The sequence below is a fragment of the Kribbella sp. HUAS MG21 genome, from assembly GCF_040254265.1.
In the GTDB taxonomy this organism is placed as follows: Bacteria; Actinomycetota; Actinomycetes; order Propionibacteriales; family Kribbellaceae; genus Kribbella.
This window is the reverse complement of sequence record NZ_CP158165.1, coordinates 1715034-1727449: the sequence shown is the minus strand read 5'-3', so window position 1 is coordinate 1727449 and position 12416 is coordinate 1715034. Positions and strand designations below refer to the sequence as shown.

Annotated in this window: 10 protein-coding genes; 4 read left to right on the top strand and 6 right to left on the bottom strand. The window is 71.7% G+C overall.

Annotation, left to right across the window (positions count from 1 at the left end):
• Positions 1 to 13: 13 nt before the first annotated feature.
• Genes ABN611_RS08260 through ABN611_RS08250 form a run of 3 tightly spaced genes read right to left on the bottom strand, consistent with a single transcriptional unit; the run spans position 14 to position 2560 of the window.
• Positions 14 to 1366: a protein kinase gene (locus ABN611_RS08260; protein WP_350279207.1), complete on the bottom strand. Its 1353-nt coding sequence runs from the start codon at positions 1364 to 1366 to the stop codon at positions 14 to 16.
• Positions 1367 to 1370: 4 nt separating this feature from the next.
• Positions 1371 to 1943 (bottom strand): hypothetical protein, encoded by a 573-nt coding sequence (locus ABN611_RS08255; RefSeq protein WP_350279206.1) that lies wholly within the window; start codon positions 1941 to 1943, stop codon positions 1371 to 1373.
• A complete protein-coding gene (locus ABN611_RS08250) occupies positions 1940 to 2560 on the bottom strand; it encodes a hypothetical protein (protein ID WP_350279205.1) in 621 nt (206 codons plus the stop codon). The genes ABN611_RS08255 and ABN611_RS08250 overlap by 4 nt, the downstream gene beginning before the upstream one ends.
• Positions 2561 to 2722: 162 nt before the next feature.
• Here ABN611_RS08250 and eccD point away from each other — a divergent pair, with 162 nt between their 5' ends.
• Both eccD and eccB read left to right on the top strand, forming a co-directional pair.
• On the top strand, positions 2723 to 4105 hold the full coding sequence (eccD, locus tag ABN611_RS08245) for a type VII secretion integral membrane protein EccD (RefSeq protein WP_350279204.1): 1383 nt from the start codon (positions 2723 to 2725) through the stop codon (positions 4103 to 4105).
• A gap of 1 nt (position 4106) precedes the next feature.
• On the top strand, positions 4107 to 5531 hold the full coding sequence (eccB, locus tag ABN611_RS08240) for a type VII secretion protein EccB (RefSeq protein WP_350279203.1): 1425 nt from the start codon (positions 4107 to 4109) through the stop codon (positions 5529 to 5531).
• A gap of 77 nt (positions 5532 to 5608) precedes the next feature.
• On the opposite strand, the gene ABN611_RS08235 is transcribed toward eccB, so the two are convergent.
• The 3 genes from ABN611_RS08235 to eccCa are packed head-to-tail and all read right to left on the bottom strand — an operon-like array spanning position 5609 to position 11574.
• Positions 5609 to 7171 carry a hypothetical protein gene (locus ABN611_RS08235; protein WP_350279202.1) on the bottom strand — a complete coding sequence of 521 codons (1563 nt, stop codon included), beginning with the start codon at positions 7169 to 7171 and terminating at the stop codon, positions 5609 to 5611.
• A 1-nt stretch (position 7172) separates the two neighbouring features.
• Positions 7173 to 7595: a hypothetical protein gene (locus tag ABN611_RS08230; RefSeq protein ID WP_350279201.1), complete on the bottom strand. Its 423-nt coding sequence runs from the start codon at positions 7593 to 7595 to the stop codon at positions 7173 to 7175.
• A 34-nt stretch (positions 7596 to 7629) separates the two neighbouring features.
• Complete coding sequence (gene eccCa / locus ABN611_RS08225) at positions 7630 to 11574, bottom strand: type VII secretion protein EccCa (protein WP_350279200.1); 3945 nt, start codon at positions 11572 to 11574, stop codon at positions 7630 to 7632.
• Between the two features lie 162 nt (positions 11575 to 11736).
• Here eccCa and ABN611_RS08220 point away from each other — a divergent pair, with 162 nt between their 5' ends.
• Both ABN611_RS08220 and ABN611_RS08215 read left to right on the top strand, forming a co-directional pair.
• A complete protein-coding gene (locus tag ABN611_RS08220) occupies positions 11737 to 12057 on the top strand; it encodes a hypothetical protein (RefSeq protein WP_350279199.1) in 321 nt (106 codons plus the stop codon).
• A 39-nt stretch (positions 12058 to 12096) separates the two neighbouring features.
• A complete protein-coding gene (locus ABN611_RS08215; protein WP_350279198.1) occupies positions 12097 to 12402 on the top strand; it encodes a hypothetical protein in 306 nt (101 codons plus the stop codon).
• The last annotated feature ends 14 nt before the right edge of the window (positions 12403 to 12416 follow it).

The window sequence follows — 12416 nt, the reverse complement described above, 5'->3', positions numbered from 1 at the left end:
ACACAGTCCAGCCTCACTTCCGGCAGCTAGCCCCACGGATCGGCACCGGAGCGCTCTCGAAGAGGGCCCCGGCTTCTTCGCCCTGGATCTGGAAGCAGTACTTCAAACCGCTGCTGACCTGCACAGTCAGCCGCGTCGCGCGTCCCAGGTACGTGACCTTCGGCTTCTTGCTGCCCTGCTCGGCGACGACGACGGCGTACCGCAGAACTCGCGACGCCGACCAGCTCAGGTCGACCGAGGTGCCCTTGTCCACCGGTGGATTCAGCTTGATCGTGGGCTGTTCTGGGCTTGTCGGCGCGGGGCTCGGCGTGCTGACGACCGGCGCTGGTGCAGGACGTTCGGCCGTGTCGCCACCGCCCGGACGGAACACCACCGGGAGTACGGCGACCAGCGCGACCGCCGCGCCCGCGCCGAGCAGCAACGGTTTGCGCGACTTCCCGCCTGCAGCCTTCTCCCGCGGCGGCTTCGGCGGCTTCTTCTTGGGAGCCTCGACCACAGCCACCGGCACACTCCGTCCGGCCGCCAGTTCGTCCCGGAAGTCGTCGAAGTCCAGCTCGTCCCCCGGCACCGCGCCGACCCCGGCCAGCAGCGCCTCGAACTCGCGCACCACACTCGCCGCCTCCGGTCGCGCGTCCGGCTCCTTCGCCATCATCCGCAGCAGCAGCGCCGACAACGCCGGCGGCACGTCCCGCCCCGTCACCTCCGCGGGCGACTCCCGCAGAACCCGCAGTACGACGCCGTCCGGCGGCTCACCGGTCCGCGCCGGGAACGGCGGCCGCCCGGTCAGGGCCAGATACAGTACGGCGCCCAGCCCGTACACGTCGGCCGCCTCGGACAGCTCGCCCTCGCGCAGTACTTCGGGCGCCGTGTACGCCGCATCGGCCATCAGATCGCGCGGGAACCGCAGCCGGAGCGCCAGCCCGAAGTCCGCCAACGCCGGCTGCCCACTCGGCCGCTCGAGCACGTTCGACGGCGTCACCCCGCCGTGAACCAGCCCGGCATCGTGCGCCTCGGCGAGCACCGAGCTGAGGATCTGCCCGAGCACGACGACGTCCCCGATCGGCAGCGGCCCGCTCGCGACCAGGTCCGGCAACGACTGCGGACAGAACTCCATCCGCAACCCGGTCCGCCCGTCCGGCAGGTCGTCCAGCGACTCCACCCGCACGATCGACGGCGCACACCGCAGCCCGGCCAGCTTCGCCTGCTCGACCTCGACCCCGCTGTACGTCCGCCGATCCAACGGCTGCGGGTACACCTTCAGCACGGCCGTCCGCCCACCGGGCGGCGCCACCAGGTACACCGTGGCCACCGGTCCGGTGGCGCGCGGCACCAGCGCGTCGGGCGAGATCTCGGCCATCAGCGTCATCTTGTCACCCCGCGACGTCCAAGGACGCGCAACCGCGTGCCACCAGGAAGCGCAGGTCGCCGAGGATCTCGCGCAGCGCGGCCTCCGGATCGGGCCGCGCGGACGGCTCGGCGGCGACCGTCGCGCGTACTTCGCAGCTGTGCCACAACGTCGGGGCCACCGAACCCCACTGCCACAGCTCGTAGCAGTCCGGGTCGAGGACCGCGGCCGCGCCCAGCCCCGGGATCCCGACCGCATGCCCTTCCAACCGGTCCGGCGTGTTCCCGAGCCCGACGAACATCACGTCCATCCGGTGCCGCTGCGCGAACTGCCGGCCGTCCTCGACAACCGCGATCAGCCCCGCGTCCGCGAGCCGTTCGACGTACGCCGCCGGGTCCTCGACGCCTGCCTGCTTGCCCTGCGCAACGACATCGGTCACGCTCCACACCCCTTTGCCCACCTCGGGCAACCCGTGCGCCAGTACCCAGACGGCGAACGCGTCCGGCTCGAGCCGGTGCTGACTCCACCCGACCCGAACCACCTGGTCCGGCTCCCGGAAACCGTTGTACTGCCCGATCGGGAAAACGTGTGACGTCATCGTGCCCGCCGCCGGTCGAAGTACGCCGCCCGCACCGCCAGCAACCCGTGCACCTGTCCGAGAACGCCGGACAGAACGTTCCGCGGTTCGGTTTCCTCGACAGCCCTCACACCGGCCTGCAGCGCCACCGTGGCGGCATCCTGGCACCCGCTCCACAACTCCGGCGCGAGCTGAGCCCACATCAGCACGTCGTACACGGCCACGGAAACCTGCGCCACCGGCTGATGCAAGAGCCCGACAGTCTGCATCCACGGCTCCTCCGGATCCGGCCCCAGCCCCAGCAACAACGGAAACAACTGATGCTCCCGAGCGAACTCGACCGCACCGTCCGCCTCCGGATCAACAGCCGCCAGCAACCCGTCCCGAAGAAACCGCTCCGCCACCTCGTCCACCTGCCCCGCCCCCAACCCCAACCGCTCCGCCCGCTCCATCAGCGAAGCCCGGGTAGGCCGATCCCCATCCTCGACCCCGTGCGCGAGCAGCCAGACGGCGAACTCGTGGTCCGCCAACTCGGCCACCTCGACGCCCACACGCACCTGCTGACGTCGTTGGCCGGCCCCGGACCAGACCACGCCCAGGTCATGCCCCACGGGGATCAACAGCTCCCGATCAGTCACGGTCCCTCCACATCGCCGGTCTGCGCAGCACGCTAGGGCGGTCCGCCGGGCCGCGGCCGCCGACGGCAGGAACCTGTCGCGGCGACGCCGGGCCGCCGCACCGCCGAGACAGTTGACCTGCGGCCGCCATCTGGACCCGGCCGCAGGAAGAGGAAGTGACCGATGAACATCACAGGTCTGGTCCGCGTGACTGTCGCCGCGCCTCAACGGCGCCTCGACCTGGCGCTGCCGGAACAGGCAGCGCTCGCCGAGATCCTCCCCGGCCTGCTCACCAAGGCCGGCGAACACCTCGCCGACCAGGGCGCCCCGGGTGGCGGCTGGGTCCTGCGCCGCGCCGACGGCGCCGAGCTGAACCTCGGCCGCACCCTCGGCTCGCACCGGGTCCGGGACGGCGAGATCCTGCACCTGGTGTCCCGCGGCCTCGAATGGCCCGAACTGGAGTACGACGACCTGGTCGACGCGGTCGCCTCCGGTGCCGGCAAGCTCGGCGTACCGTGGACCGCCCGGCACACCCGGATCGCCGGTCTGACCGGTGCGGCGCTCGCCGTACTGGTCGTGATGGCGGTCGTGCTGCGCCGCGGCGCGCCCTGGGCCGAGGCCGCGACCTGGCTCCTGCTGACGTCGGCCCTGCTGACCGTCGCAGGCGTCGCGCTGGCCCGCGTGGTAGGAGATTCCGGCGCGGGTGCGCTGCTCGGCGGTCTCGGTCTGCCGTTCGCCGCGGTGGGTGGCGGTCTGCTGTTCGCCGGTACGGCGACGTGGCCCGCGATCGGCGCGCCACAGGTCCTTGCCGCCGGTACGGCGTTGCTGCTCGCCGGAGTCGCGTGCTATCTGGGGATCGTGGACAGCGGCACGCTGTTCGCGGCCGCCACGAGCACCGGACTGCTCGGACTGGTCGCCGGCTGGACCGGCACCGCGGACACGCTGGACGGCGCCGACGTGGCCGCGATGCTCGGCGCCGCCGCGTTCGCGTTCTCGCCGCTGCTCGGCCCGCTCGCGCTCCGCATCGGCCGGTTGCCGATGCCGATCCTGCCGCGAACGACCGCCGACCTGGTCCGCGACGATCCACAACCTCCCCGAAAGCACGTGTACGGCGCTGTCGTCCGAGCGGACGGTCTGCTCACCGGCATGCTGGCGGGCGTGGCCGTCGCCCTCTCGGTGTGTATGGTGCTGCTGACCGCGGACCGCAGTACGCCGGCGACCGTGCTCACCGGCCTGCTCACCGCCGGATGCTTGCTGCGGGCAAGGATCTATCCGGTGGTGAAACACCGGCTGATGCTGCTCGTCGCGGCGCTCACCGGTATCGCCTGCCTGGTGCTCGGTCCGCTGAGCGCGTCGACGCCCGACCCGGTCTCGCTGGTCGTCCCCTCGATGCTCCTGCTGGCCGCGATCACGATCTTCTGCGGCCTGCGGTACAGCACCAAGCTGCCGAGTCCGTACCTGAGCCGGTACGCCGAGATTCTCGAGGTGCTCGTGACGCTGGCGCTGATCCCGCTCGCGTGCTCGGTACTCGGTCTGTACGCCGTCGTCCGGGGCTGGGGAGGCTGAGATGGCAACCAGGAAGGATCAGCTGCAGTCGCACCAGTTCTCGGTGCAGCGGATGGTCTCCGCGCTGGTCACCCGGGAGACCGATCCGGAGCAGCCGCCGTTCAAGCGGGTCACCGCGGCAGCGTTCGGCGGCGTGGCGATCATGATCGTCGCGCTGGCCGTGGTCGGCGTCTACGGAATGGTGGTCCCGGGCGGCAACACGGCCTGGAGCAAGGGCGACACCGTCATCGTCGAGAAGGAGACCGGCACCCGGTTCGTCTACATCGACGGCCACCTGCACCCGGTCACGAACTACGTGTCGGCCCTGCTCGCCCTCGGGAAGAAGGGCACGACGCGCCGGGTCTCGCAACGGTCCCTCACCGGGGTGCCCCGGGGCCCGCGGATCGGGATCCCGGACGCGCCGGACGCGTTGCCTCCGGCGAACAAGCTGCTCAGCGGCGGCTGGACGCTGTGCTCGCAGCCGGCCCTGGACCAGAGCGGTGCGCGGTCCAGCGAGTCGGTGCTGATGATCGGTCAGCAGCCGTCCGGCGGCACCGCGATGGCGGACGCCGCGATGCTCGTCGAGGTGATCGAGACCGGCGACCAGTACCTGATCAGCAAGGGCTACCGGCACCGGATCACGAAGTCCGACACGGTCACGGTCGGACTGGCGCTGTCGTCCGAACCGTGGGCACGGGTCGGTGCGGCGTTCGTCGCGGCGCTGCCGGACGGCGAACCGATCGCGCCGATCAAGCTCGCGGGCATCGGCCTGCCGTCGACCGCCGTACCCGATCGCCCGAAGACGCTGGCCGGCCAGCTGTTCGTCGTCCGGACGTCGGGCGGCGGCACCCAGCACTACCTCGCGACGCAGCGCACGCTGCTGCCGATCTCGGAGCTGCAGTTCGACATCCAGCGCGCGTACCGCCCGATGAAGGCGGCGTACGGCGGGAAGGCGCCGGCCGCGATCGAACTGAGCCTGCTGTCGGTCGGCCAGGCCGCGCAGCCGACGACCACCGCGGAGGAGGGGCGCGCGCCGCGCAGCCGGCCGGCGTTCGTGGCGCCGCGGGACGGCCTCGGGACGGTCTGCGCGACCTTCGCGCCCGGCGCCGAGCTGCCGGCGATCGCGATCGACCCGGCGATGCCCGCGCGCGACGCGATGACCGCGACGGTCAAGCGCGGCCGGGCCGGTACGGCGCTCGCGGACCGGATCGTCGTCCCGCCCGGTACGGCGGCCGTCGTCGAGGCCCGGCAATCCAAGCAGGCCCAGAGCGGGACACTCGGGCTCGTCACCGACCTGGGACGCGCGTACGCGCTGTCCGACCCGAAGGTCCTCGCCGCCCTGGGCTACGAGAACGTCCAGCCGGTCGAGATCCCGGCAGCGCTGCTGGCCCGGGTCCCGCAGGGCCCGGCACTGAACCCGGCGACGGCTTTGCAACCCACCACCTGACCCAGCAGCGTCAGGTGGTGCTGACATGGCGAAGGGTCCGGCTCGAGTTCCGAGCCGGACCCTTCGTGGTGTGACGCTCAGTTGGCGTAGCGGCGTGCTGCCGCGGGTTCGTCCTCGACCTTCCAGAGATCCTCGTCGAGCAGCTGCAGGGTCTCGGCCGGTGCCTTCTCCGGCCGGCGCCGGGCGGTCACCGGCGCGACCGGGAACGCCCCCGGCAGGTCCTTGCCCGCCTTGCCCCGCAGTCCGACCGGTACTCCGGGAGTTTCGTCGTTCTGCCGGTCCCGTTTGCGACCGACCGGACGAATCGTCCCCGCCGCGCCCGACTTCCCGGCCCGGCCGCCGCTGCCACCGGCGCCCATCCCGGCACCCGGCGGCATCATCGGCGGTACGCCGCCACCCGCGCCGGCACCCGCCGCGGGAGTCCCGGCGAGCCCGGTACCGGCCGGCGAACCCGGGGCCCGGCCACCGCTGGGCGCCGGCTGCGGCGACAACTGCTCACCGGCCCGGGCGATCGGCTTGTCGCCGGTCACGCCGCCGACGCCGCCGGCCTTCGGGAGATCGGCCTTGCCGACTCCGCCCCCGCCAGCGCCGCCGAGTCCGCCACCGAGGCCGCCACCGCCGATGCCGCGACCGAGCCCGCCCGGGACCGGAACGCCGCCGACCGGCAGGCCCCCGCTCGGAGTCGTGACCGATGCGGCCGGGATGTTCGGCGGCGTGAACTGCTCGATCGACGGCGGCCGAACCGCCGTCGGCAACCCCGCCAACCCGGTGCCCTGCCCGTTCGGCAACCCGCCAGGCACGCTGCCTACGGGCACACCGCCGGGCATGCCACCCGGGACGTCGCCGGGCGCGCCCCCGCCGGGGGTACCTCCGGGCGCGCCCCCAGGGCCACCCCCGGGAGCTCCACCCGGTTGCTCTTCGCCAGGTGCGCCGCCAGGGCCTCCGCCCGGCTGGTCCCCGCCATCGGTCTGCGCGCTGGGACCGTCAGGCGACGAGCCGGGCCGGGTACTCGGCCCGCCGGGCGGGACCGTGTTCCCGGCCCCGGGACCCTTCCACTGCAACTGCTGCGCCGTCCCGAGGAGCTGGGGGCCGAGCCGTTCGTACTCCGCGGCGAGCGCGCTCAGCTGCCCACCGGCCGCGACCACGATCGGACGGTTGAGGTCGACGAAGAGCTTCTCCAGCGCCTGCGCGCCGAGATCCGAGTTGAACTGCTCGATCGCCTTGTCGAGCGCCGCCTTGGCCTGTGCCGTGGCGCCCGCGACGACCCCGATGTAGTTCGCCAGCCCGGTCAGCATCGCCGGGATCGAGGCGCCGCCCTGGTTCGAGCCCGGTCCGTTCGATCCGAGGATCGCCGCGCTCGCGCTGACCAGCGAGTTCGTCGAGGCAGCGGCGGCGTCCTTGTAGATGGCGACGGGGGCGGGGCTCTGCCAGTTGCCGACGAGCTTCTCGCTGGCGCGCGGGAAGGCCTGCGCGGCGGTGGTGATGGTCTCGTACGACGCCTGCCACATCTGCGCCGCCGTGTTCAGCGGGCCCTGCAGTGCCTTGTCGGCCTGCGCCTTCTGGTCGATGTCGTTCATCACGGCCTGGAGCGCGTTGACGGTCTGCGCCACCATCGCCCCGGCCGCGTAGTCGGTCGGCATGTCAGTTCCCTCCGAGCTCGGGGTGCAGCTGGTGCTGGACGGCCCGGCGCCAGTCGAACGCGGGGTCGGTGCGCACCGGCCCTTCCTGCGGCCTGAGCAGCGCCTGGAGACGGCTGCGGGTCAGGTGGACGAGGCCCTCGTGCTCGATTCGCAGTTGCGTGACCGCACTGTGGTACCCGTCGAGACCGTTACCGGTCTTGGTCATGAACTGCACGAGCGACTCCCGGGCCTGCCGTTCCTGCGTCATGAACAGCTTGCTCTCGATGGTCCCGCCGGCCGCGGCCGGCGACGCGGAATCCTCGCCTGCTCTGGTCATGCCGTCGCGGAACGTCCCGGCCACGTTGGCCATCTCGCTCTCCGAGTATCTGAGGGCGTCGACCTCCTGGACGTGGACGATGTCGCTTCCGCCGCTGTCGTCTGGCATGGATCCTCCTTCTCGAATGCCGAATTCGGTTGGTTCAGACGACCTGCTGGTCGTCCGTCGGGGGGTGGGTCAGCTGGATCAGCTGGTTCGTGCCCTGGCGGCTGATCAGCCAGCCGCGGCCGGGCGGCATCGGCTGCGCGCGGACACCGCCGAGCAGCGGTCCCTCCTCGCGGCTGCCGGACATCAGCAGACCGGGCGAGCCGACGTCCCGCATCCGGGCCAGCACCGGCTCGAACAGTCCGCGCATCGCGCCGCCGGTCCGGCGGGCCACGAAGATCCGCAGCCCCAGGTCGGACGCCTGCGGGATGAAGGGCAGCAGCGGCATCAACGGGTGGTTCTCGGAGGAGGCGACCATGTCGTAGTCGTCGATCAGCACGAAGATGTCCGGACCGCTCCACCAGGACCGGTCCCGGAGTTGCTGCGGAGTGACGTCCGGGCCGGGGACGCGCTCCTGCAGAACGTTGGCCAGACCCGCGATCAGCTCGGCGGTCGCCTGATGGTTCATGCCGTAGCCGAGCAGGTGCTCGCTCTCGACCCCGCCGATCAGGCTGCGGCGATGGTCGACGACCACGATCCGCGCCTGTTCCGGGGTGTGGGTCTCGCGGATCCGGGCCGCCAGGGTGCGCAGGAACCCGGACTTCCCGGCGCCGGTGTCGCCCAGCAGGATGAAGGTCGGATTCGCGACCGGGTCGAGCAGGACCGGTGCCAGCGTGCTCTCCGCGACGCCGACGGCGAGACCCTGCTCGCGCGAACTCGCTCCGTCGACGGTCTCGTACGCGACGTCGCTCGGCAGCAGCCGGACCTGCGGCGCCCGGTCACCCGGCCAGGCCTCCTTGACCGTCGCCACCAGCTCGGCCAGACCGGCCGAGATCCGCTCGTCGCCGTCCTGCAGCCGCGGCGCCGCGACCAGGAAGTGGTGCTTGCTCGTCGTCATGCCGCGGCCCGGCGCATGCTCCGGAACCAGGATCGCGCACCGCCGGTCGATCACCGAGTCGATCGGGTCGCCGAGCCGCAGTTCGAGTTTGGTGCCGCACAGGTCCCGGATCTGGTTCCGGAGATCGAACCAGCGGGCCACGCTGATCACCAGGTGGACGCCGTACGCGAGGCCGCGGGTCGCGATGTCGCCGAGGGCCTGCTCCAGGTCCTCGTAGTCGTTGCGGATCGTCTGCCAGCCGTCGACCACCAGGAACACGTCGCCGTACGGCGAATCGCCGGCCTCGCCCCGCCGGCGCCGCTCGCGGAACGTCTGCATGCTGTCGATGCCGGCCGCCGCGAAGGCCTTTTCGCGCTCGGCGACGATCCCGAGCAGCTCGATGACGGTACGGCGGACCGCGTTGGTGTCCTGGCGTCCCGCGACCCCGCCGACGTGCGGCAGGTCCCGCAGCGCCGAGAGCACGCCGCCGCCGAAGTCGAAGCAGTAGAACTGCACCTCCTCGGGCGTGTGCGTGAGCGCCAGGCCGGCCACGATGCTGACCAGCGTGGTGCTCTTGCCGCTCTGCGGCGCGCCCGCGATCGCGACATGACCGCCGCCCGCCGACAGGTCGAGCAGCAGCGGGTCCCGGCGCTGGTCGAGGGGCCGGTCGACGATGCCGGCGACCGTGACCAGGCTGCCCGGGCGGAGCAGGTCGTGCGAGTTCCGCAGGACGTCACCGAGCGCCGGCGACTCGTCGAGCGGCGGGAGCCAGATCTGGTGCGCCGGGCTGCCCTTGCCCTCGAAGCGGTCGACGAGGATGTCCAGCAGGGTCTCGCCGACGCTCTCGTCGAACGCGCCGTCCGGATCCGGGTTCTCCGCCTCCGGCTCGTCGGTGATCGCCGGCGCGACGTACCCGCTGGAGTAGTCGAGCAGCTCGATCGAGTTGTCGGGGGCGACCGGAAGACCGTTGGCGGACGGCCGCCGGTGGACGCCGGAGACGTACGCCGAGCGGAACCGGTCCATCGGGTCGGTGCCGACCCGGAGAAAGCCGTGACCCGGTGCCCTCGGCAACTGGAACGCGTCGTTGACGCCGAGCACGGTGCGGCTGTCGATGTCGGAGAACGTCCGTAGGCCGATCCGGTACGACAAGTGGGTCTCGAGACCGCGCAACCGGCCCTCCTCCAGCCGCTGGCTGGCCAGCAGGAGGTGGACGCCGAGCGAGCGGCCGACGCGGCCGATCTGGACGAACATGTCGATGAAGTCCGGGCGGGCCGTGAGCAGCTCGCTGAACTCGTCGCAGATCACCAGCAGCGTCGGCACTTCCTCGAGCGGCGCCCCGGCCGCGCGGGCCTTCTCGTAGTCGCGGAGCGAGGAGAAGTTGCCCGCGGCCCGGAGCAGCTCCTGGCGGCGCAGAAGTTCGCCGTTGATCGCGTCGGTCATCCGGTCGACCAGGTGCAGCTCCTCGGCGAGGTTGGTGATCACCGCGCTGGTGTGCGGCAGCTTGTCCAGCCGGGTGAAGGTCGCGCCGCCCTTGAAGTCGACGAGCGCGAAGTTGAGCGAGCGCGGCGGGTGCGTGATCGCGAGCGCGAGGACCAGGGTGCGGAGCAGTTCGCTCTTCCCGGAGCCGGTCGCGCCGATCAGCAGGCCGTGCGGACCCATGCCTTCCTGGGCGGACTCCTTGAGGTCGATCTCGATCGGCTGACCGTCGGCCCGGAGGCCGAACTTCACCCGCAGCCGGTCCCGGCTCGGCCGCGGCAACCAGGTGTCCTCGGGATCGAAGTCGTACGGATCGCCGAGGTCGAGCAGCTCCGCAAGCCCGAGGTCCGCGCTCAGCGGGGCGTCGCCCTGGGCGCCGGCGGTCAACCGCAGCGGGGCGAGCTGACGCGCCAGGCCTTCCAACGTGACGATGTCCAGTGCGTCGGCCTGCCCGAGCCGTTCGTCGCCCTCCATCGTCTCCGCCGAGAGGTTGCCCTCGGCATCCACGTCCAGGCTGATCGCGGTCGAGTCGATCGCCCGCGGCGGCGCCGTCGTGAGGTCGAGGACCGTGACGCCCTCGAGTCCGGCCCCGGCCAGCAGATGGTCCGACCCGTCGATCTCCCCGCCGTCCAGCACGACCACGAGATGCGGACCGGCGACCCGGCCTGCCACGTCCGGGTCGAACCGCGGACGGTTCGTCAGTACGTCGTCCAGCATCGCCTCGATCGCGGTGACCGACGGGGCGATCAACCGCAGCGGGCCGAGGGCGTCGCTGCGTTCCGGGTGCAGCGCGTGCGGCAGCCACTTCGCCCAGTCCCACTCCGGCCGGTTCCGGTCCGCCGTACAGATCGCGATCCGGAGGTTGTCGGGTGCCTGCAGGGTGACCAGCTGCGCGATCATCGCGCGCACCAGCGCGACGGACCGGTCCCGGTCGCCGGGCAGGTAGATCCGGCCGAAGCCGGTGATCGCGATCGCCAGCGGGAGTCCGGGCACCGCGGCGTACGTCGAGACGAAGCGGCGCAGGGCCAACGCGGACAGAGGCTCCAGGCGTTCCAGCGGCTGCGTGTCCGGCGGTACGACGGCCGTCGCCGGGTGCTGCGGCCCGACGCCGATCCGGGTGGCGCCGAAGTCGGGATCGTCCTGGCGGCGCTCCCAGAGCCGGTAGCTGCCGGCCAGCGACCACAACGAGTCCGGCTGGGGGTGCAGGTACGCGAGCGCGTCGCGCTGCTGGTCGATCGACCGGCCGAGCCGGAGCCGTTGCTGGGCGAGGTGCCGCAGGTAGGTACGGCGGGCCTGGCCCATCTCGGCCTTCCCGGCGCCGTTGCGATTGAGCAGCGCCATCACGATCATGCCGATCATCGCCAGGCCGAACAGGCCGAAGATCACGTACCGCAGGCCGCTGACGATGCTGCTCGAGTACAGCAGCAGCATCGCGCCCATCATCGCGACCATGGGGAGCACCATCAACATCTGCGTCCACTGCCGGCCGCCGGGCTCCGGCACCTCGGGCGGTGCCTCCAGCAACAGTTCGCCGCCGGGCAGCTCCGGGGCGGGCCGCCGCATCGGCCGCCGGACCATCATCGTCGCCATCGCACACCTTCCGCCGAGGCTGTTCGCTGCGATCTTCACGCGCCCGGACGGGGGCCGGAGGCCGATGGCAGGAAGGTGTCGCCGGGGCCGATCGCCGACGGCCGCTCCCTAGCTTGTGGCTGAACCATCCACAGCAACATCGGCACAGGAAAGGGGACAGCGATGTCCGGGATGTTCATCCAGGGTCTGACCGACCCGATGACGCACCACGCCAACCAGACCGCGATGTTCGCCGACTCCGTCGGCGAGAAGCTCGGCCGGTCCGAGGCGAACACCATGGACCTCTCCACGGCGTCGTTCCGTGGTGAGGCCTCGCAGGTGAACGTGCAGGGCCACGAGAACTGGCGGCAGGCGGCGAACCTGAAAGGCCAGCTGCAGGCGCAGCTGCAGTCCGACGGCGTCGGCCAGATCTCCAACCACTACGGGCAGCTGAGCATGAACAACGTCCACTCGCTGACGACCGTCAACATGCCGACGGCCTGATCGGCGCCGACGTCCGAACCACCAGAGAGGAACGCAACGATGGCTGAGGTCTTCCAGCAGTTCGGCGGCATGATGGACGCCGCCACCGGCTACAAGAACATCGGTCAGAACTACCTGACCGACGCGACCGACCACCAGAGCATCGCCGCGGCGCTGCAGCCCGAGAACGCCTGGGTCAGCAGCGACTTCGACGAGTACTTCGCCAACGTCAGCAAGATGGTCAACGAGGCGCACGCCCACGGGACCGACCTGATGAACCGCGGCACCGTCGTGGACCAGTGCGCGGCCGACGGCCAGTCGACGCTGGCCACCACCTGTGCGATCGCCTCCAGCCTGCGGGTCTGACCGGCACGCACCAC